The following is a 21756-nucleotide window of genomic DNA, read 5'->3' on the forward strand; positions in this document are numbered from 1 at the left end:
GAAAAGATTTCCTATTGTTCTGCAGCTGTAAATACTTGCGTCAAAGCATAAACACTGATTCTTTTGTCATTCTTAAAAGACACATTGATCATTGCTTTGGCAACAATGCTTGCCGGTACAGGTTTTTGCTTTAAGGCAATTCCCATTTTGTTGAGCAGCCGGATAACATAGAGACCTATCTTTTCCCCTGGACGGTTTTCTTTCCTGTTTCCTTGTAGCATGCCGGGTTGCATGATATGAATGGCCTGGAACGGCAATAATTGAATATCTCTTTCCAATTCGCCCTTCATACGGGTATAAAATATCCGGGATGATACTGAAGCCATAGCCGATGATACGAGTACATAAACTGGCACCTGGTTTTGGGCGGCGGCCTGCGCGAAATTATATTGATAGTCATGGTCTATTATATATTGGGCTTCTTTAGAGCCTGCTTTTTTCAACGTGGTACCTAAGGCAGAGAATAAAACATCACCTTTCACCAGGTGGCTCCAGCTTTGGGGTTCATCAAAGTTGATGATGAACTCCTGCAGCTTTGAATGCGAAATACCCATTGACCTGCGCACAAATACCAGCACTGCACCAAACCTGTCATCTGCCAATAGCTGGTGCACCAGTTCATTGCCTACAAGGCCTGTGGCGCCAATAACAAGGGCTGTTTTTTTCATGTAATAAAGTTATTGAACAATCATGTCAGCATCCAGGTAATTAATTATCATACCTGACATGGGGTATGTTAATAGGAGTAGTAACTTGAGGAATGAGACAGATAGAGGTTATACAGGGAGACATTACCAGGATGAGTGTGGATGCTATTGTGAATGCAGCGAATAGCTCCTTAATGGGTGGCGGTGGAGTTGACGGCGCCATTCATCGTGCAGCAGGTCCGAAGCTATTAGAAGCATGCAGGCAAATAGTGGCCAGGCAAGGTGGCTGCAAAACAGGTGATGCTGTAATTACTACTGCAGGAAACCTTTCTTGTAAGTATGTCATTCATACAGTGGGACCAGTATGGAGGGATGGGAACAATGGTGAAAGAGAGAAATTGGCAGCCTGCTATAATAATTCACTTGACCTGGCCGTAGCAAATGGTATCAGGACGATAGCCTTTCCCAATATCAGCACCGGCATATATGGATTTCCAAAAGAAGAAGCTGCAATGATAGCTATTGCCAGTGTGCACTCTTATGTAAAAAAAGAGACCACTATAGAAAAAGTGATCTTTGTTTGCTTTGATGCAGAAAATCTAAGGCTATATTCTTCTGCAATCAAAGGCTGAAACCATAAGATTTTATGAAAGTCTTTTCTTTAAAGAAGGATTGAGGGATGGAAATAAAATGGCTGCCCATTTTACCAGGAATGATGGCTGATCCTGCACTTTTTGACCTGCAGGCTTATAATAAGCCAGGTCACCCTTCAGGGCAGCATGTATAGCCGATTCAAAATCATGCAAAGCAAAGCCCATGTCTGCATCTTCATAAAATGCATGTCCATTTGTATGGGAAGCATGAAGACTGATACGTGTATACTGATCATTTAAAGGAAGTATCCTTACGTCAATAATGTATTGCAGTTTTTTATCTGCTTTATCATAAGTAAACCTGTAGGATTCAATGACAGGATTTTCAGATACCAGGACTATATGTGATACATAGGCTGGTATTGAAGAGAGCGTCTCCCTGGTTTGCTTTTCAGTAGCATCTACAAAAGATTCCCTGGAAAGAAAAGTTTGTCGTGGCATGGGTTTTCATTTTAAGGATACGGCGTTACGGATGCAAAATAGGCAAAGCATAAGGTATTGTCAATGGGTAAATACCTTTACTTATGGCAAGTAATTTCCCTATATGCCTGGTAGTAAGAAAAGAAAAAACATATGTCTGCGGCTGCCAGGTTCGCTGTTTAACACAAATAAGAACCACAGGTATCAAAGCTTATTAATAAAGGTTTTGATAGCATTTAAGATGGCACGCCTTTGGAGAGCCTATATAAGTACAAAGAATGAATTATGCCTACACAACAAATGAATGCCAGTGAGTTCAAAAGCAAGGTTTTTGATTACGATAAAGGTGAAGAATGGGAATATGCAGGAACGCTGCCTGCCATAGTTGACTTTTATGCTGACTGGTGTGGTCCATGTAAAGCCATTGCCCCTGCCCTTGAAGAACTGTCAAAAGAATATGAAGGCAGGCTGGTGATTTATAAAATTGATACAGATAAAGAAACAGAGCTATCGGGTCTTTTCGGCATTCAAAGTATACCAACCTTATTATTTATTCCCACCTCTGGCGCCCCAATGTTGCAAAAAGGCGCTTTACCAAAGAATGTTTTGCAACAGGTGATAGAAGAAAAATTATTACCCGGTGTCACTGCGGATAATAAGGATCAACAGGAATAAAGAATCATTTCCTGGTGATCAGCTCTTTTAGCCTGTCAGACACAAAATGTCCAAAAGGAGGATTGCTGTTTGAAAGGATAATGACAACGCTCTGGCTTTGGGGATAAATGTTCAGCTCTGTACATTCATTGATAAAACCCCCACTGTGCCCAACAACATGTTCTTTGCCTAATTTGTAATGTTCAGTCCCCCACCCGTATTGATCATTCAAGGGAGAGGTGTAGTTTAATAACTTAGACGTGGTATTATGGTTTAGGAGTTTATCGTTCAACAAGGCCCTGGCAAAGCTATACAGGTCATTAACAGTAGAAGTTCCTCCTCCTCCACCGCCGCCTGGCACGGAATGAGTCATCCCTGCTTTTGAAAAGATATTTTCCCTGATATAATTTTCATAGGAATCTCCTGTTATCTTTTCTATGATGATACCTAGCAAGACGAACCCGGTATTACTATATTGCCAGCTTTTGCCGGGAGAAAAAGCAAGCTTTTCTTCTTCTATGACCGGCAACAAGCCCATTTGGTCTTTAACACTGTCCTTTATCCTGTTGTAGGTGGGGCTCTCAAAAAAATCTCCCATGCCTGAAGTATGCGTTAATAATTGCTCTATAGTAATTGCTGCTACAGCCTTATTATTTAATTCTGGCAGGAACTTGCCAACAGCATCTGAAATATTTAATTTCCCTTTTTCCTGGAGCTGCAGGATGCTGATGCTTGTAAATATTTTACCCATTGAGGCAAGGCCAAATGCCTGGTTGATATCATTAGGCGCTCCTTTATCATTGTTACCATAAGACCTGGAGAATAGTACTTTGTCCTTGTGACTAATAAATACATTACCTGAAAACTGGTTACCTAATTTCTGATTTATATAGCTGTCCACCTGTTCACCAAGCTGTGAGAATTCCTGTTTACCAGTATGTACAAAATCATTGGGGAAACGGTCAGGCTTCACCAGTCTTTGTTGAAAGCGTTGGTTTGAGTCTGTAAGGATTGAAAACTTCCACCAGGAATCAAATTGTGCGTCTTTGGCCCATACATCTGCCTGGGTGGGAGATAAAAAATTGACCTTCTTTACCGTAACCTTTCCAATGATTGAATAGGTGAATTTATATCTATCCAGGAGGTGGTTTAATTCAGCACTGTCTTTGACAACCGGGTATAATAACTGGTAGTATTGAATACTGTCTCCTGAATTATATATTTTGAAGAACTGGTCAACTGTTTGTCCAAGTTTTTGCTGCTCATTGATGGATTGGCCCCGGGAATAGGAGCATATGCAAATTGAAACAAGGACGGCACATAATAGTTTTACTGACTGTAACATAGATCATAAGACCAAAGGGGTCCATTCCAGGTTACAGCCTGAAGTAAAATTATTTAATTACTATTTAAATAGCCTTTATCGCCTGTCCTGGCCTTTCTTCCTGCCTTCCATTGTTTCCTTATTACTGCTGGTATCTTTGTCCTGGCTAATGCTCCCTTTATCGGGTGAGCCATCCTTATTGACTTTTACAAAGGCTTTATCTGTATTTTTCAAAGGAGCGTCCTGCTCTTCAAAGCGTTGTTGATCTTTATTCATAAAGATTTGTTTTTATTAGCTTACGTAGTTTGCCCTTCCTGGTTTGTATTTTGATCATCCTGGTCAAAGTTGCCGCCTGTTGTACCATTATCCATATCCCCTTCTTCGCGGTCTAATTCACTAATATCCCGGCTGGTGTTTGCCGTTTCAGCTTCCTTTTCCTTTATAAAATTAGTTCGGCCAATTCCACCCAGGTTTGTTTTAGGGGGGTAACTTTCCTTGTCATTCATATTCTTGTTTTTTATTTCAACTTAAAAAAGAATTATGCCATTTTAATGAGTATGGATGCATGAAAATTATGCACATACATGTTTTGCGCTGAGCTAACTATGGTTATTTATTGGTGCTTAGTAGAATCACCCGGTGCCTTTTGTTGCCGTAATCTTGTGCCGTAGGGTCCTTCACCCGTATAGGGACTTTTGCCATTTACTCCTATAAAAGGACTGACCGTTCCAATGCTTCCCGGACTGCTGCCTGTACCTACAGCGCCACTTCCGGTACTCGTGCCAGTAGAGGTTGCCCCTTGCTGATACAAGCTTATTTTGCCATTGGCAAAACCGTAGGTACCAGAAGGCACTCCTATTAAGGATGATTTATCAATTGTAAAGGGAGATTCCTGAGCTTTTGCATTGAGCAGGTTAATTACGGGATCTGTTATTTGCAGGTTAGGTTTAGGAGCTGCATAAGCACTGTGAGATGAAGTATGCGAAAGGGTGTACTTCTTACTTTCCCTTGATTGTTCAAGATTTAAGTGGATATTCTTTTTTTGTGCTGATGCTGGGTTATAAGAGGAAATGGTCGAGTTTTTTTGCTGAGCCATTGATCTGTCCAGGCCCAGGAGAAAAAAGGTAACACCGATGAGCAAATATTTCATACCATGGCATTTTAATAATATGCAGCAAATGCATTGCCATATAATTACCAGGTGCACATCAATTGCGGTTGAGTTATATAGGTTTATGGCTGGGTTTACTGCATAAAAAGCCCCTGTGGAAACAGGGGCTTGCTTTCAAAACGTAATATTTACCTGTTTAGTAAATAAAGTGCAAAATGGCTTATTTTATGAAATAATGCAATAGTATTACTACCACGGTTATGTGCAGCCTATAATAGTATTATAGCTTAGTAATATGGTTATAAAGAATTACCAGAAGAACCAATATTGTTGTTCTTATTTTTCGAATCTCTTTCCATGCCTTGTCCAGATGATCGCTGTTCTTGCTGGCTTTCCATATTACCCTGGCTTGCCCTTCCATAATCGACAACGGGTGCACCAGGATCATTTAAAGTTTCATTTTTATTTTCGGTGCTCCTGGTTGAATTGTTTTCTAATTCACTTCCTTTAGATTGATTTTCCGGCATAATGTTGATTTTAATAAATGTCATCAGGAGTATTTCCCCTTTCGTCTCCCTGTATTCCTTCGCGCCATTGCTTTTGTCTATCTTTTAATGCTTTTTCATCGTGGTTTTCATGCTTTCTTTCATCGTCAAGGTAATTGATATGCTTTTCACGATTGGCTTCTGAAGGTGTGCTTAAAGCTGGGTCTATCCCAGGTGCAGGCCCTTGTTTCTTATCTTCTCTCATATAACTTTTTTCAACTAACCACCAATATGGTGCCACTAACAACTTGCATAGGTTGCTTAGCAGATATTTTGCCGGTATGAAGTTTATTTAAGTTGAACGGTATTGCAATTAACCAGGTCAAGCTTTTGACCAGCCTGGTAGTTAATTGAATTGTGATCTTTGTATAAAACGGTATCGCCTTTATTCACCATTGGACCTACACCTCTTATTAAACTATTACCAGATCTTAATAAGGCAATTTCCATCACAGACTGCATACCCTCTGAAAAGAAGTTATATAAAACGTAGATAGTATCCTTGTGCTCATATCCTTTTATGTCGCCATGACTTGAATCTTTTTCATAATTATCAAAGGACATTGCACCACTTATGGAGTCTCCATTTTGGTGAAGCTGGAGAAGTATAGAATCACGTCCGATCACATACCGGTAACAATTTACAGCCTTGCTTACCAATTGTAAAGTATCAGTATTACCTGGAGTTTCCAGGGAATCGGATCCACTTATTTGTGTAGAAGGACTTTGATTACAACCAATTTGTACCAGAACCAGGAACGAACATATAAATAGTATAACGTTGAATTTCATTACAATGTAATTATGGTAATCACCATTTTAAAAACAGGTATTACTATAACGTGGAATGACGGATCAGCAATGACCCAATAACCAATATATCAGGATGAAAACAACGATGGTACCTAAACAACCACCACCCATTTTTTTTGCTCCATATCCAGCTATTAAAGCCCTTAACCAATTTTGCATAGTCTATAAATTATAAGGCAAGCAGGTTAAAAAACTATGCCATATTCTTTTATCTACAGCCTTAGAATTAATTATGATGAACAAAAAGCATCATTGAACCTGCATACCGGGACAACATCAACATGTACAAGAACTAAAAGAAAAAGCCATTTCTGGTGAAATGGCTTTACTATAACACATGAGAGAAACAGACTGAAGTGCAATTATCTAAAGACAAAATTGATGATAGTAATACATATTAGCAACAGTATTAACACGTAAATATTACCGTTTTTATACGGTAATATTGGAAGCAGGTAGTATAAGCTTCTCCATTTATCCTTTTAGAAAAGCTATTAATCCTAATAAACATTATTAATTTTGGATTTACTTCCTGGTTCCCCCTTTTGTTTTGATTAGAAATCCCAAATAATCCTCATGCGCTCTAAGTGATTGATTACATGGCATTAAGCTAAATTTTTACCTCCTTAAATCTCCTTTGGTATCAAACAGGCCCTTCAGCAATAACTGCCATAAGTACAATGTGGATAAATTGCAGGAATGGGTTTATTTCTTTAGCCATTAACTTAAACCCTGTATGTGAATAAATTGTTTCCTTCAGGGTATGTGTACTTTCCACACACTTTTTATTAGATTTACTTTCGTCTAAAGTCTAAACCACCATGGAAAAACGAACCCTTAAGTTTAACTGCCTTATCAATATGGCTAAGTTTTCTAAGATGGTTGCTGTCGGGTACCTGATGAACACTAATAATTTTACACTGACAGGCCGCTTTTCAGATTCAGATATAATGCTTGCATCTGAAGAATATGGAGCCATTGAGATTGACACAACGGAAAAAGTATTTTCTTATGAATCCATGTAGTCTATCTGCTTATTATTAAATAAAAAACCCGGACTATGCCGGGCTTTTTTGTGAATATTGCTTTTATACTGTTTGAGGCTGTTCTACATCATTCCGGAATACCACTACCCCATCAAAAACATCTACCAGCACCGGGTGCATTTTATCAATATCACCAGCAAGGATCTTCTTGCTCAATGGATTGACGATCTCTTTCTGAATGAGTCTTTTTAATGGTCTTGCTCCAAATTGTGGATCAAATCCATTTTCCGCAAGGTAATCCAACAGGTAATCAGAGAATTGAAGCTGAATGCCGTTCTGGCCCACCAGTTTCTTTAATCCATCCAACTGTATTCTTATGATTCCGCGTATATCGCTTTTCATCAATGGCTGGAATAAGATGATCTCATCCACCCTGTTTAAAAATTCCGGACGGATCGTTTCTCTTAACCTGGCCATGACTTCCACCTTGGTTCTTTCCACTACCTGCTCTTTATTCTTTTCTGTTACATCGGCAAAGTTTTCCTGGATAATATCACTGCCCATATTGGAGGTCATGATGATTATAGTGTTTTTAAAATTCACTACCCTTCCCTTGTTATCAGTAAGCCTTCCATCATCCAATACCTGCAGTAATATATTCCATACGTCAGGGTGTGCCTTTTCAATTTCATCCAATAATACCACCTGGTAAGGTTTACGGCGTACTGCTTCGCTCAACTGGCCTCCTTCATCGTAGCCAACATATCCCGGAGGTGCACCCACCAGGCGGCTAACCGTATGTTTTTCCTGGTATTCACTCATATCTATACGGGTCATCATGTGCTCATCATCAAAAAGATAATCCGCCAATGCCTTGGCCAATTCCGTTTTACCTACCCCTGTTGTCCCAAGGAATATAAAGGACCCAATAGGCCTTTTGGGATCCTGTAATCCTGCCCGGCTTCTTCTGACTGCATCAGCAACGGCAGTAATTGCCTCATCCTGGCCAATTACTCTTTTATGGAGTTCATCTTCCAGGTTCAGTAACTTGTCCCGCTCACTTTGCAGCATTTTGCTTACAGGTATACCGGTAGATTTGGCTACGCTTTCGGCAATATCTTCTGCATCTACTTCTTCCTTCATCAGCCTGCGGCTATTAGCACTCAATTCATTCAAGCCCTCCTGCAATTCGGTTATCTTCTCTTCCTGCTCCTTTACCCTACCATACCTGATCTCAGCAACCTTACCATAATCTCCTTCTCTTTCAGCCTGTTCAGCCTGTTGCTTTAACCGCTCTATTTCGGCCTTTGCATTTTGTATTTTTTCTACCAGGTCTTTCTCTTCCTGCCATTTGGCTTTTAGTGTATCTCTTTCAACATTTAAGTTGGCAAGTGTTGTATTCAGGTCTTTCAGCTTGTCATCATCATTCTCTCTTTTGATTGCTTCCCGCTCAATCTCCAGCTGGCGTATCTGTCTTTCTAACTTATCCAGTTCTTCTGGCATGGAATTCATTTCCAGGCGCAGCTTGGCTGCACTTTCATCAATAAGGTCTATGGCCTTGTCAGGAAGAAAACGATCTGTTATATAACGCACTGAAAGTTCTACTGCAGCTATGATCGCTTCGTCCTTGATACGTACATGGTGGTGTGTTTCATAACGGTCTTTTAATCCCCTCAGGATAGAGATGGCATCTTCCACAGATGGTTCATCTATCATCACCCTTTGAAAACGCCTTTCTAAAGCTTTATCTTTTTCAAAGAACTTTTGGTACTCATTCAAAGTGGTAGCTCCTATGGCCCTGAGTTCGCCCCTGGCTAAGGCAGGTTTTAATATATTAGCCGCATCCATAGCGCCTTCTCCGCCACCAGCTCCAATAAGAGTGTGGATTTCATCTATGAATAAGATGATATCGCCTTCGCTGGTTGATACTTCTTTTACGACCCCTTTTAGGCGCTCTTCAAATTCTCCCTTGTATTTAGCACCGGCAATCAGCTGTCCCATATCCAGTGCATATATAATCTTGGACTTCAGGTTCTCCGGTACATCTCCATTTACTATCCGCATGGCCAGGCCTTCTGCAATAGCAGTCTTACCCACGCCCGGCTCACCTACCAGGATCGGGTTATTTTTACTACGCCTTGAAAGTATATGTAGGGTACGCCTGATCTCTTCATCCCTGCCAATTACAGGATCCAGCTTGCCCTGCCTGGCTAATTCATTTAAATTCTTTGCATACTTATTTAATGCATTGAATTGAGTTTCCTGCGTTTGCGAGGTCACTTTTGATCCTTTGCGCAGCTCATTTATGGCAGTGGTAAGCCCTTTTTCTGAAAGACCAAAGTCCTTTAATAATTTGGCCGTATTATCGTTACCCTGGGTTATTGCCAATAAAAGGTGCTCGGGTGTTATGAATTCATCACCAAACTGTTTTAATACTGCACCTGCTCGCAATATTACATTATTAGCTTCCCGGGATACAGACTGGGCGGGCTCCCCGCTTACTTTGGGTAGCTTTTCTATCAAATTGTCAAGGCGACTCTCCAGTTGCTGTGTATTTACTGCGTTTTTCTTAAGCAGGTACTCTATTGGTGAATCCTGCTGGTCAAGCAACGCTTTAAGCAAATGTTCCGTTTCTATATTCGCATTACCCAGGTTAAATGCCAGCTGTTGCGATTGCTGAATTACCTCGGCGGCTTTAATAGTGAAATTCGATAAGTTCATATTTGAATATTATAATTTGATTAGTAAATTTTCGTTCTATATTGTTTACAGAAAAATGGGCATAGTACCCTTTCTGCTGGTTGACTATTAACGCCACAAAGAACAATCCAAGCACAAATTCACCGTAAGAATGTCATATAAAATATATATTAACTGCCTGAAATTCAGTTTCCTTGCCTGTTTCATGTTATTTCTTCAGCCTGTCTTTGCCCAGAAAAATAAAAAGAATGATAAAGAATGGGGAATTGAAAAATATCAGCAGCTTAATGATTTGCTGGTTCAAAATCAAAAAGCTTTGGGTAATGATGTTGTTACCCTGGTATGGACAGATACCATTGTATTTAAAAAAGAAATGGGTGAGCTGACCGCAAAATCAGAATTACCAATGGCTGAAGCCAGTCAATGGTTAACAGCGGCGCTGATCTTAAAACTGGTGGATGAAGGGCGCTTATCCCTTGACGATAAAGTAAGTTCCTACTTACCCATATTTGAAAAATATGGCAAAAACTACATTACACTAAGACATTGCCTTTCTCATTTTACAGGAATACAGGCTGAGCCTGGAGTAATGGGTTTTTTCCAAAAAAAGAAATTTGCCTCTCTGCAGGAAGAAGTGGAATCTTTTGCTAAAAAAGAAATTCAAACCAACCCGGGTACTGAATTCAGGTACAATAATATTGGCCCTAAAATAGCCGGGCGGGTGGCAGAAGTAGTCATGAAGAAAAACTTTGACCAGTTGGTCAAGCAAAAGCTTTTAAATCCGCTTGGCATGTCTAAAACAACCTTCAGCACTTTAGATGGTTCAGCTGTTGATCCAGCTGCCGGGGCAAGGTCTATTCCGAATGATTATATTAAATTTCTTGCCATGCTATTACATAATGGAGCTTTCAATGGCAAAGAAATTTTAACAGAGAAGTCAGTAAAAGAATTGAGGACCATTCAAACCTCACCACAAAATATTAAATTGACACCAAAGGCAGGCAATGGATTGAATTACACATTAGCAAGCTGGGCCCTGGAAAATAATGATAAGGATAGCTCTAACCTGGCAACTGCTCTAAGCTCCCCCGGTGTTATTGCCAATTGGCCCGTTGTAGATTGGTGTCGTAATTATGTTTTTATGGTTTTTACCAAACCAGGCAAGGAAGAACAAAAGCCGGAACTGTTTCAGCAAATGAAAGCTGCTATAGATGAAACCAGGCCCATGAAATGTAGCACTCAGTAATAATGGCAAGCTTTAAATGACATTGCCCAATCCAGGGATTGGGCAATGTCATACCATGTAATATATCCTTAAGGATTACTTGTTTTTTTCACAAACACCATTTTGCTCCTGTCTGACCTGTAAACAGACTCAAAAAACTCCGCAAGTGCAACACCTTCTTTAGCTGCATACCTGCCTGCAAAATGCTCCCTGACCCGCTTATAAGTGATCTTATGACCAACAAGTTTCACACTGCTGGTATAGGTTCCAAACTTTGATTTCAAATTGATCTCAGATGGGGCAGATTCAAGTTCATACCCTTCCGGAAGGTCTATTTCATAAGTATCTTCCTGGCGAAAGGGATTATCATACACATAATCAAATGCCCTGTCCTTTTGATCATTTAGAACTACACCACCCCTGTTCAATATATTGGGCATGATAAATAAGCGCTTACCACTTATGGTTGCGTATTTGCTTACCAGGATCTCCAGTTGTTCATCTACTTTTGGCAGCACTTCTTTAGTTTCCTCATATTTGAAACTTTGTATGTCATAAGTAGAAAGCTCCAGTTCTTTTTGTAACACTTTCTGCACCTTTTCTTTTGAAAGCGCATTAATCAGGGAACTTACGTCATCCTGTTCAGTGCCACCATAACTTGCTTTCACACTCATGTTTAGATTTCCATCTTCATCAAGCTTTGCTTTAATAGCCCTTATTTCTGTATTTTCTTTGATGCCGTATTGAGGGGTTCTTACCACTACACCACCCTCCTCAGTAATCATTAATGCTTTCCTGTTTCCTGTAAAATCAGACATATAACCTGCAGGCAACGTCTGGCTGGTACATTCCAACCATACACTATCCTTTGCAAGAGGCACACAAAGAATTACGTGGTTAAACCTGTTGCTGGGGAAATCCTCGATCAATACATCTTTATTGGACCCGGCATACACTAAAGTATAGTTGGATTTTATGCCTGCAGCTTTTAATAGGCTATACATATAATTGGTCAAACCCTTACAGTCGCCGTATCCTTTGGTAGCTACATCTGTTGCCGGGAAAGGCTGCCAGCCACCTATGCCCAATTGAATACTTATATACCTGGTATTCTTCTGCAGGAAATTATACAGTATCCTGATCTTTTCTCTGGTATCAGACACACCTGCAGTAAGACGGTTTACTGTTTCTGAAATATTTGCCGGCAACACATCTCTGCCTGCATTCAAACTTGCCTGGAACTTTCCAAAATCCTTCCATGAACTCATGTTCCCTTTATAACCCTGGATCTCAAATTCGGAAGGGGCAAAGTATACCACTGTGGTCATTTCTTTCCAGGAAGGCGAAGCAAAAGGCAGTTTGATGGCTGGTACAGAGGTAATGTTCCAGCGCATCTTCTTTTTACCCTTTTCCATTGTAACCTCCGGCTCGCCCTTATAATTAAACGCCCTGAATCTTATGGAATAATCTGCAGGGCAAATAATGGTATAGCTACTTTGCTCAACAGCATATTTTTCATCTTCCTGCGGATACCAGTTGGGAAAGAATAAAGTATTACTAAACTTTTGTTCTACTTCATATTCAACTGTATATGGATACTCCCGGTAATAAAAATGGTGGGACTTCATACGGCTGTCATCAATAAGATTATTACCATTAACAGCGCTTAAGTCTGAAATATCCTTATTCTTTGTTCGCTTCAATACTTTTCCTGAAGCATCATATAAGGTGCCTTCCATTGAGGTGATGGTAATGAGCTTATCATAATATTCAGATATACCTGCATACTCATCGCCATTCTCATTTAATATAGTGAGCGCATATTTCTTATGCAATATGGTTTCACCGGTACTAATGATCTGGAAGCTAATTTCTTCCATACGTTTCACCACATCAGCGTCCTTTTTCAGGATTTCAGGAATAGCGCTGACAGGGTATTTGGGATCAGCAGCTTTCAGAGCTGTTACACAAAACAATAGACTCCATACTATTAAAATACGCATACTATATCTTCTTTTTCAATACAATTTGTTCACTTTGTTTGCTGACCACCATATTAAAGAACTCACGAAGGTTGGGATATTCTTCCGGCAGGTATAAGGATCTATTGAACTTTATCCGGCAACGGAATGAGATCCTTCCCTGGGAATTAGATATGCGGTATTCAAACAAACCCGATCCCTCTTCATCTACTTTGGCTATCATTTGTTTGGGCAATTCATCAACCTCGTATCCTTTAGGAACCTCCATACTCAATACAAATGTTTCGTCCATGGTATAAGGCATTTCTACAGGATAGTACCTTTCTGCTGCTGTAAAAAGATTCTTCTTGTATCCTTCTCCAAACATAGGATTCACATAAATGGTGCTCTCCCCATTAGTTAAGAATTCAACATCATAATGTAATGCAACCGGTGTTTCATAATTCTTTAAAGAATCTATAGAGGGAGATAAGATTTTTATATCAAGGCCAAAAGCTTTTTCAACCTCCTTAAAAAACTCTTCCTTTCCCTTGTCTTTTACTTTCTCCCTGATATCATAGGAGCCATAGTAGCCCGGTGTTTGCGACATCCTGCCTTTCCATTTTCCATTTTCATCATTATTGATGATGAGCAGGGTTGTTTTAGATTCAGTCAAAGAGTCCGGACTGAATACCAATGCATCAGCAGTTTCATTTACCACCCGCGCATGCCCGTTATAACAATCAAGCGGAAGCCTGTTAAAACCTAATAGGTTATCACTGGCATCAAGATAAAATACCTTTCCATTATCCTTCAGTTGAACAATAACATAATCAAAGCTGCTGGTCATTGGCGAGTATTCAATAGCATAACCATGCTTGGTGGTGCTTAAAATAACAGGTGTAGCATCAAGACCGGAATAGCGCAGCATGGTTGTAAGTAACAGGTTGATCTCTGCAACTGTACCTTTCTTAGTTTTAAGTACATTTTTTAGAGATTGGTCCATATAGATATAACCTGATTTACCAGTGCATGAAAAGTTATCTCTTACATAGTTGTATAATCTTCTTGCTTTTTCTTCACCAGAGTTTACACTGGCATAAACAGGCTTTATATCATCAGATAACCAGTTATTGCTATTATTCAAAATGCTGCCGAAGCTTTCATTTTGCAATAATCCTTTTGTCAACTCTGTCCAGCTTGTCCGGAAGTTTTGCACTTCCAGCGGATATTGCTTGGACGCAAGTTGAAATTCCATCCGCGAAATATGATTCATGATAGAAGAAGTAAAACTCTCGGTTTTCAATTCCGGAACATCCTTCATTACCCACCTGAAATCTGTCACTCCTGCATTAAAATTAAAAGACTCCGTACTGCTCGCTGTTTGTGTTTGCCTCACAGTGAAACTGGCAGTTCTGTCCTTTCTTTCATTGATGTCAATTCCATGAAAGCCACGGCTTAAAAAATTGTAGCTGAAGAATTCCGGAACAGAAAATACAAACTCACTCCATAGTGTTGGGGAAGAGGTACTTTGAAAAAGCCATGGGTCTAGATTACCTATAAAATCTGAAGTTACCTGGTAATCATATTCAATGATAGAGCCTTCTTTTACATTTGGCATAGTAAACTTTTTCACCAGCCTGTTCTTATTGATCTTTTCTTTAAATACCGCCGACTTTTCCATGCTCGTTTCAACCACCTTTCCATTCTCAAGGTTGTAAGTGACAGCTTTTACTTTATCTAATTTTTCCTCATCACTGCCATTTGTATATAAATGAATTTCTACATTGGCCTCATCATATCCATTCTTATTTAAGATGTGCACTACTTTGTGCTTCCTGGTAACAAGTGAAAACCATCCTTTAGAATTTCCTTCTAAAGATGCAGAGCCTATATCACTTAGCACTATGGCATTGGCACCGCTGTCAATGGCATAAACCTTAGTAGCAAAAGTGGAAGCGGATATCTTTCCGAATTTTGTAAATGGACTTTCCTTTTGTGAAAATGCGGGCAAGGTAAGGGTACAAAAGATCACTAGTGGGATCAATCTCATGAGAAGTTAGTTTTAATTGCAGCCAATATCTTAAAAAAAAACTGAATTTGAAAGCTTTAAGGAAATAACATAGTTCTTCTAAGTGTTTTCATTTAGCAAATAAGGTGGTGCATATTTGTAGTACAATAAAAAAGAAATGTACGAACACAGATCACAAAAAATATTGCCGATACACCAGTTTTACCAGCGTGTACTCAAAAACTTATTGGTTGCTTCAGTCATTCTTGGCATCAGTCTCATAATAGGAGTTGCCGGCTTTTGTTTATCTGCAGGATCTACAATAATTGATGCCTTCCATAATTCATGCATGCTGTTGAGCGGAATGGGCCCTGTATTGAACATTACCAATACTACAGGAAAGCTTTTTTCTTCTTTTTATGCATTGTTTAGTGGTGTAGTATTTATAACCAATATAGGTGTGATCCTGGCACCTGTCATGCACCGTATCTTTCACAGGCTGCATTTAGAAGACAATGATGCAACTTCGCAGTCAAAATAACATCTATAGCAAGTGTCAGTAACAGCAGAACATTCAGGATTGGTGAAGCAAATGGCTGTACAATATGGCTTTGATTACTGTGGCATAGCCAAAGCTGTACCACTGGATGAAGATGCCCGCCGCCTTGAAAACTGGTTGAACCAGGGCATGAATGGAAACATGCACTACATGGAGAATTATTTTGACCTGAGGATTGACCCTTCGCGGCTAGTACCCGGTGCCCGATCTGTAATTACGTTACTTAAAAATTATTATCCTTCTGAAATACCCGAACAGGAATTGAAAATTTCCAAATACGCATATGGAAAGGATTACCATGAAGTGCTCAGGCCAAGGCTACAATCAATGATCTCAGCATTGCAGGATAAAATTGGTCAATTCAATGGTCGGGGCTTCGTTGATTCAGCTCCTGTGCTGGAGAGAACCTGGGCCCGTAAAACTGGCCTGGGGTGGATTGGCAAGAATGGAAATCTTATTAACAAACAAAGTGGTTCCTTCTATTTCATTGCCACGCTGATCACAGACCTTGACCTTGATTATGATGATCCCATGGCCAAAGATTATTGCGGAAGCTGCACCAAATGTATTGATGCATGTCCCACAGAAGCTATCCTGCCGGGAAAGGTCATCAACGGCAGTAAGTGTATTTCTTATTTCACTATTGAATTAAAAGATGAAATCATTCCTTCAGAAATGAAAGGCAAGTTTGCCAACTGGATGTTTGGTTGTGACATCTGCCAGGATGTTTGTCCCTGGAACCGGTTTAGTCAGCCTCACCACGAAGAGGCCTTCACACCTTTGCCTGAAATACTGAACCTTACCACAAAAGAATGGGAAGAATTAAGCGAAGAAGTGTTTCGAAAGCTCTTTAAATTTTCTCCGCTTAGCCGCAGTAAACATAAAGGCATACAGCGAAACATTCGTTTTTTAAAATCCTAAGCCGGCTTTAACAGATATTCTTCTGAATGTATAATCAAAGGTCATTGCATTGTTCCATGTGTCCGTATCATAAGGAGGAAAATCCCTGTATACTTTTGTATACTGTGTTTCATGCAATGATTTCTGCGAATATCCCACGCTAAAATTAAAAAACAGGCGTCCTTTAACAGGCACTTTATATCCTATACCTGCTTCATAAAATATCCCCTTGCTAAACTCACTTCGATGCCAGGTATTGGCATTTACACCTTTGATCCAAGGCAATGAACTTCCCAAAGCAGCATAAATAAAAGGAGACTCCTTTTTATGAAACAAATCTTTTCTCACTTCCCCAAAAACCGGGACTGTTCTGTAATAATAATGGTCAACACCTACACCAATACCTAATGAATAACCATTATACCGAATCCCATTTATTGATTGATACTGCAATGCATCGTTATTGCGGCCTTTTAAAAAGCCCACCTGGTTCAGTGTCTGGAATTGTACTTTATGTTGTGCACACAATTGAAAGCACACTAACAACATGGAAACAGTTATAATGCTCTTCATATACCTATTTTGACAAACTAATCTTGCTTAACAACCTGATATCAGAAGGATTTGAATAGTCATATTGATACAATCCATCCCTGGCAACCACGAGGGCAATTGAATTATACGCGATAACATCATAGGTCTCAATACCTTCTATATGTTTAATGAGACTAAGGCTTGATAAATTTGTTGCATTATATATTTTAAGACCATCAGCTCCATCACAAATAAATAGCGTATTTCCATCTTTTGATAAACCATGAGGATTAGTCATGGGGTATACCTTGAGCAAGGATGGATTCACTACGTTGTTTATAAGTAGTATCTCCAATTGATTGTTAAATCCCTGGCAGGCAGTACCAGACCTAAGGGTAACATAAGCAAATTTATCATCGGCAATTACAGGATCGCAGCTTTGCACATGGCTAAACTGACCTGTCTGAACCGGGTGATCAGGATTGATAATATTATAGACAAACATACCCGACTGTGAGCCTATGAAGAGATTATCTTTAAAAGGATAGATAGTCTCTATGCTCCTCCCGATTTCATTGTGTGCAGTTAGTATTGGGTCTTGCGCATTGGCAATATTAAAAACAGTTAGATCTGTCAGGCCAACCGTATACAATCGTTCTTTCGCCAAAGTAAACCTGGCCATAGATCCACCCGCTCCATAAGGTGCTACAGCCGCCGACCCCGCGTTTTGCATTGAGGGTATTCCTGAATTTTGAGAAAATGCTGCATAATCCACAAATATACCCCCCCGGTTGTTTTTCAACCAGGTGTCTGCATCTCCTTTATCCCTGATAGTAGTATCTCTTCTCTCCCATGATGCTATCACCTTTGAAGAATCAGGTGTAAAATATCCATTGTAATAACGATGAGGAAATACATCTTCCACTGTTTTTTTAAGGACGGCATTCTTGGGATCCGAAATATCTATTACAACCAGGTCAGTGTACAAATCTGCATATAATATATTGCCTTTTACTGCAAGGTCTAAATTGCCGGGAATATCAATAAATCCAGTATTTCTTGGTTGGGCAGGGTTAGAGTTATCAATGATGTGTATGCCCTTGTCAATCTCATTCAGGAAAATATAGGAACCATACATATAAATTTTACCAGGACGCTCCACATTTTGAGGGGCATTGGATTTAATATTCCCCCTTACTTCGGCGGTAGTTTTGTATACAGGCTTGTAATAAGTATAAGTATATGTTCTTTGAAAACTGTCTTTCAGGCATCCCTGCAGTAGCCACAGGCCCAAAAAAGCCAGCAGTACGGGAAGGAACAAATATTTTTTCATACACCTTGTTTTCGACCTTGACAATAGCTTCTTACATACCGTTGCGTGCGTTATGTATTATTTTTTAAAAAAGAAATGTGCTTGCAAACCAGCATACACTAAATGGTTGGAGGAACCATTCTTTTCCATTTGGCGTAGTCCAAATTGTGCCTGCGGCCCAAAGAATAAAGATGAGCGCAGCAACTCATAGTAAAGTCCCAGCCCTGTCATCAACTGTGTTTTATTATGAGCGGATTGATCTGTATAATAATTACCAGTCCTACTATTAAAAATCAACCCATTGGTGTGTATCATTTGTTGCAAAGAAAAACTGGCCTCAAGGTATAGTGGTATATGGACACCTGTTTTCCACTCCAATGAAACCGGAAGTGATAAGAAATGATATTGATTTGAATAATTCTGCAAATCAGGTCCATAACCCATATAAGAACGGCTGGGGCTATTGTTCAATCCAATAAGCGTATCCTGTAATTTCTGACCGACCTTTATCTGCGTACTGTAATAACTATAATCAACACCCAAAGCAAAGGATACCCGTGAAGACAAATTCCTTTTGGCACGTGCCCCTATTGCATAAGCATGATTTTTTGTAACCGGGGAGTTCCTGTATCCATTATAGTTATTACTACCTGAAACTGAACCAACATCTGCCTGCATAGAAGCAGGAAAAACATGAAATCCTTTACTGAGCCCTGAAAAGCCTGCACTGGCAATGATGCCCATTTGCCACTTGGTATTTAGAATTTGTTTTGCCTTTGCCAGAGGGGTATCAATTGAAATGAATAATCCAGGTATAACTTGTCTTGGCTTTACACTATCTATCAACAAGTTGAGTCTGGCATGGATCAATAAGCGTTCTGAAATATAAGGAACGGGGGGCCTGGAAATATATTCATTGTTATCAAGCCCAGGAGTAGGCTCATCTGTTTGTAATAATCTTGTCAACGGTTCTGCTCCTGGCTTATTAGCAATGCTATTTCTAAACTCTTTTGCATTCTTGCGATGTAGAGCACGTGAATACCTATTACTGTTATTAATTCTTACAACCCGATGCTTTTGTAAAATATCGGTGACAGGAAAAATTGTATTAGTCCGGTCTTTTCCTGTGTTAACCAAATCATTCTTACGGATTCTCTTTTCTTTATAATTTGGTGTTGAAAAATTATTTGTCCTGTTTTCTATGGCAACAGTACCTCTATTATCTATATGAGATTTTCCATTTCTTAACATCAAAATGCAAGATCCTGTTAGCAGAATAATAATAGGCAACCACAATAAGAACCTTCTGCGTTCTTTTTTTGCACGGATCTGCTTTTGAATTTGCTCCCAGACAGGTGCAGTTGGAACGAATGTCAGTTCGTCCATTTTTTCCTTTACCTGCTTTTCAAAATTATTTGGCATATGCCGTCTTTTTTATATCATTATTCAATTGCTCTATCCATTGGATCAATAAGGCCCTGGCACGGGCATATTGCGACCTGGATGTACTTTCCCTAATGCCCAGCATTTTCCCAATCTCCACATGATTATATCCTTCCACAGCATATAAGTTGAAAATGGTTTGGTATCCGGGAGGTAATTGCCGTACCAGGTCGGCTAATTCTTTTGCCTGGAGCTTTACTTCAGGGTGATGGTCATTGTTTACAATATGTAAATGATCTTCAGTAAAAATCAGCTCACTCTGGTACCTGGCATTGCGTTTTAAATAATTAATGGCAGTAGTTACCATGATCCTGCGGATCCAGCCACCCAGTTCACCCTGGAACTTATATTGGTGCAGGTTCAGGAAAACCTTTACAAATCCTTCCTGCAACACATCTTCTGCATCGGCCATAGACTTGGTATAGCGGTAACACACGCTAAGCATAAGCCCTGCAAATTGGTCGTACAATTGCTTTTGGGCTGAAGGTTTCCCCTTGAGGCAGTCTTTTACTAATGCATAATGATCCATGAATAGCTATACGATGCCTTGACAACACTGGCTACAAAAGCGTTGCAGCATTATGAAAATAAAGTACAAATAAAAAAGGTTGCCCGAAAGCAACCTATCATATTTAATCAAAGTGATACATTAAAAGCTTGGATCAGGAAAATTCAATGAAGGATTATTATCCCTTTCCCTGAATGGATAGGGCATAAAATTCCGGGTCCTTTCTGCATTAGGCCTGTTGAAACGACGCTCATCTTCAATCCTTAACCCGGACATATACAATTCTATGCTCCGGAATTTATAGATCAGGTCAAGAATTTCTGCCTGGGTATAGGGACCTGTTAAAGGTGGAAGATTGGCACCCACACCAAAAGGATCACTGGCGGGTGTTTTTGTCACCACCTTGTTCAACTCTGCCAGGGCGTTGGTCAGGTCAGGTGGATTCATCCTGGCATAAGCTTCTGCTTTAATTAGTGTAATTTCTCCCGGAAGGTATATGGGGAAAGGTGTAGTAGTGGCAGCAGCAAATCCCTTCATGGCATAAGGTGTGGCAGGTGACCCGCTGGGAACCATATAAAAAGGGACACGCATATCTGCCGCATCTGGTTTTAAACCGGTTGGCAATCCCATATCAGGACCAACAGGCTGGTAAACATTAAAGTTTGACCCCGCTACATCATAAATGGGGTTTGGATTGGCAGCTTCAAAATTCAGCACAGATTTTTTGGTCAGGTCCACAGCATTAGCTGCGGTTAATGCCTGGGTATAATTACCACTAAACAAAGAATACCTTGCTTTTAAGGCCTGCAAAGTGTTAACAATGTCAATACCAGCCGGTATGCTGGAAGTGAAAGAAGCACTGATAGGATTGGCATTAATTGCTGCCAGGGCATCATCTATCACTTTAATGGCTTTTGCATATCCATCCATCCTGGAAATAAATCCTACATTCTGTCCTATTCCTTCAGGGATCTTTTCCCAAAACATGGATAAAGCACCTAAGGATAAAGCCTTGAAAATAGAAGCATACCCGATCAAACCGCTTGCATAATTCTTATCGGCCAAACCAGCAGCCTTACTGATCACGTTATCAGCGTCATAAATGATCTTGTTGCTGGAGGTCCATAGGCCTGCCAGCATAGTATTGGTACCATCTACCTGTGCCCCGCCCTGTGCCAATTGGTATTCAGGCAAATTACCAGGATTCAGTAAAACCAGCTCTTTGGTTACCAATCCATTTATTGAAACAATATTATAAAGCGAACTGGCGCGCCCCAGGGAATAGGTGCGTTGCAAACCCACGGCAACACCTGTTAACCCACCAGGTGAGGAAAGAACCTTGTCCTCCGTTGCTCTTGAGGGATCAGAATAATCCTTTTTACAGGAAGCAAATGACAATACTGATAAAAGCAGTACTGAATAAAAATATGTTGAGTGTTTATGTATCATC

The 21756-nt window shown here is 39.9% G+C and carries 23 protein-coding genes; 6 read left to right on the forward strand and 17 right to left on the reverse strand.

Annotation, left to right across the window (positions count from 1 at the left end; all coding sequences use genetic code 11):
- Positions 1 to 11 precede the first annotated feature (11 nt).
- Positions 12 to 668: an NAD(P)H-binding protein gene (locus BUA53_RS19530; RefSeq protein ID WP_072837080.1), complete on the reverse strand. Its 657-nt coding sequence runs from the start codon at positions 666 to 668 to the stop codon at positions 12 to 14.
- A 92-nt stretch (positions 669 to 760) separates the two neighbouring features.
- On the opposite strand from BUA53_RS19530, the gene BUA53_RS19535 reads away from it, so the two are divergent.
- Positions 761 to 1279 carry an O-acetyl-ADP-ribose deacetylase gene (locus BUA53_RS19535; RefSeq protein WP_072837081.1) on the forward strand — a complete coding sequence of 173 codons (519 nt, stop codon included), beginning with the start codon at positions 761 to 763 and terminating at the stop codon, positions 1277 to 1279.
- Between the two features lie 12 nt (positions 1280 to 1291).
- Here BUA53_RS19535 and BUA53_RS19540 read toward each other — a convergent pair whose 3' ends face one another.
- Positions 1292 to 1741, reverse strand: coding sequence for a hypothetical protein (locus tag BUA53_RS19540; RefSeq protein ID WP_072837082.1), 450 nt, complete (start codon positions 1739 to 1741; stop codon positions 1292 to 1294).
- Positions 1742 to 2005: 264 nt separating this feature from the next.
- On the opposite strand from BUA53_RS19540, the gene trxA reads away from it, so the two are divergent.
- Positions 2006 to 2395, forward strand: a complete 390-nt coding sequence (gene trxA, locus BUA53_RS19545; protein ID WP_072837083.1) for a thioredoxin — start codon at positions 2006 to 2008, stop codon at positions 2393 to 2395.
- 4 nt (positions 2396 to 2399) lie between these two features.
- Here trxA and BUA53_RS19550 read toward each other — a convergent pair whose 3' ends face one another.
- The 7 genes from BUA53_RS19550 to BUA53_RS19580 all read right to left on the reverse strand — a co-directional run bounded on the left by BUA53_RS19550 (position 2400) and on the right by BUA53_RS19580 (position 6146).
- Complete coding sequence (locus BUA53_RS19550; protein ID WP_072837084.1) at positions 2400 to 3719, reverse strand: serine hydrolase domain-containing protein; 1320 nt, start codon at positions 3717 to 3719, stop codon at positions 2400 to 2402.
- Between the two features lie 75 nt (positions 3720 to 3794).
- Complete coding sequence (locus tag BUA53_RS19555) at positions 3795 to 3974, reverse strand: hypothetical protein (RefSeq protein ID WP_072837085.1); 180 nt, start codon at positions 3972 to 3974, stop codon at positions 3795 to 3797.
- Positions 3975 to 3994: 20 nt separating this feature from the next.
- Positions 3995 to 4204 (reverse strand): hypothetical protein, encoded by a 210-nt coding sequence (locus BUA53_RS19560; RefSeq protein WP_072837086.1) that lies wholly within the window; start codon positions 4202 to 4204, stop codon positions 3995 to 3997.
- A gap of 107 nt (positions 4205 to 4311) precedes the next feature.
- A complete protein-coding gene (locus tag BUA53_RS19565) occupies positions 4312 to 4848 on the reverse strand; it encodes a hypothetical protein (RefSeq protein WP_072837087.1) in 537 nt (178 codons plus the stop codon).
- Positions 4849 to 5108: 260 nt separating this feature from the next.
- Entirely contained in the window at positions 5109 to 5336 is a 228-nt protein-coding gene (locus tag BUA53_RS19570) for a hypothetical protein (RefSeq protein WP_139256512.1), read from the reverse strand.
- Positions 5337 to 5346: 10 nt separating this feature from the next.
- On the reverse strand, positions 5347 to 5559 hold the full coding sequence (locus tag BUA53_RS19575; protein ID WP_072837089.1) for a hypothetical protein: 213 nt from the start codon (positions 5557 to 5559) through the stop codon (positions 5347 to 5349).
- Between the two features lie 83 nt (positions 5560 to 5642).
- Positions 5643 to 6146 (reverse strand): hypothetical protein, encoded by a 504-nt coding sequence (locus BUA53_RS19580; RefSeq protein WP_072837090.1) that lies wholly within the window; start codon positions 6144 to 6146, stop codon positions 5643 to 5645.
- Between the two features lie 881 nt (positions 6147 to 7027).
- Between BUA53_RS19580 and BUA53_RS21350 the strand changes: the two genes are divergently transcribed.
- Positions 7028 to 7192, forward strand: a complete 165-nt coding sequence (locus BUA53_RS21350) for a hypothetical protein (RefSeq protein ID WP_175546120.1) — start codon at positions 7028 to 7030, stop codon at positions 7190 to 7192.
- A 63-nt stretch (positions 7193 to 7255) separates the two neighbouring features.
- Here the strand turns inward: BUA53_RS21350 and clpB are convergent, their stop codons facing one another.
- Positions 7256 to 9874: an ATP-dependent chaperone ClpB gene (gene clpB / locus BUA53_RS19590; protein ID WP_072837092.1), complete on the reverse strand. Its 2619-nt coding sequence runs from the start codon at positions 9872 to 9874 to the stop codon at positions 7256 to 7258.
- A 130-nt stretch (positions 9875 to 10004) separates the two neighbouring features.
- Here clpB and BUA53_RS19595 point away from each other — a divergent pair, with 130 nt between their 5' ends.
- Entirely contained in the window at positions 10005 to 11099 is a 1095-nt protein-coding gene (locus BUA53_RS19595) for a serine hydrolase domain-containing protein (RefSeq protein ID WP_072837093.1), read from the forward strand.
- 68 nt (positions 11100 to 11167) lie between these two features.
- On the opposite strand, the gene BUA53_RS19600 is transcribed toward BUA53_RS19595, so the two are convergent.
- Both BUA53_RS19600 and BUA53_RS19605 read right to left on the reverse strand, forming a co-directional pair.
- Positions 11168 to 13081 (reverse strand): DUF3857 domain-containing protein, encoded by a 1914-nt coding sequence (locus BUA53_RS19600; protein WP_072837094.1) that lies wholly within the window; start codon positions 13079 to 13081, stop codon positions 11168 to 11170.
- A gap of 1 nt (position 13082) precedes the next feature.
- Positions 13083 to 15092 (reverse strand): DUF3857 domain-containing protein, encoded by a 2010-nt coding sequence (locus BUA53_RS19605; protein WP_072837095.1) that lies wholly within the window; start codon positions 15090 to 15092, stop codon positions 13083 to 13085.
- A 136-nt stretch (positions 15093 to 15228) separates the two neighbouring features.
- Here BUA53_RS19605 and BUA53_RS19610 point away from each other — a divergent pair, with 136 nt between their 5' ends.
- Entirely contained in the window at positions 15229 to 15591 is a 363-nt protein-coding gene (locus BUA53_RS19610) for a hypothetical protein (RefSeq protein WP_072837096.1), read from the forward strand.
- Positions 15592 to 15603: 12 nt separating this feature from the next.
- Positions 15604 to 16530, forward strand: coding sequence for a tRNA epoxyqueuosine(34) reductase QueG (gene queG, locus BUA53_RS19615; RefSeq protein WP_245793231.1), 927 nt, complete (start codon positions 15604 to 15606; stop codon positions 16528 to 16530).
- Here queG and BUA53_RS19620 read toward each other — a convergent pair.
- The 5 genes from BUA53_RS19620 to BUA53_RS19640 all read right to left on the reverse strand — a co-directional run bounded on the left by BUA53_RS19620 (position 16519) and on the right by BUA53_RS19640 (position 21755).
- Entirely contained in the window at positions 16519 to 17082 is a 564-nt protein-coding gene (locus BUA53_RS19620; protein ID WP_072837097.1) for a hypothetical protein, read from the reverse strand. The two genes, queG and BUA53_RS19620, sit on opposite strands and share 12 nt — an antisense overlap.
- Positions 17083 to 17086: 4 nt before the next feature.
- Positions 17087 to 18376, reverse strand: a complete 1290-nt coding sequence (locus tag BUA53_RS19625; RefSeq protein WP_072837098.1) for an LVIVD repeat-containing protein — start codon at positions 18374 to 18376, stop codon at positions 17087 to 17089.
- A gap of 57 nt (positions 18377 to 18433) precedes the next feature.
- Positions 18434 to 19777, reverse strand: a complete 1344-nt coding sequence (locus BUA53_RS19630) for a hypothetical protein (protein ID WP_072837099.1) — start codon at positions 19775 to 19777, stop codon at positions 18434 to 18436.
- The gene (locus BUA53_RS19635) at positions 19767 to 20327 is read right to left on the reverse strand and encodes an RNA polymerase sigma factor (protein ID WP_072837100.1); all 561 of its coding nucleotides are present in this window, start codon (positions 20325 to 20327) and stop codon (positions 19767 to 19769) included. Before BUA53_RS19635 ends, BUA53_RS19630 begins: the two co-directional genes overlap by 11 nt.
- A 120-nt stretch (positions 20328 to 20447) precedes the next feature.
- Complete coding sequence (locus tag BUA53_RS19640) at positions 20448 to 21755, reverse strand: RagB/SusD family nutrient uptake outer membrane protein (protein ID WP_084080292.1); 1308 nt, start codon at positions 21753 to 21755, stop codon at positions 20448 to 20450.
- Between the last annotated feature and the right edge of the window lies 1 nt (position 21756).

This window comes from Flavisolibacter ginsengisoli DSM 18119 (genome assembly GCF_900129295.1).
Lineage (GTDB): Bacteria > Bacteroidota > Bacteroidia > Chitinophagales > Chitinophagaceae > Flavisolibacter > Flavisolibacter ginsengisoli.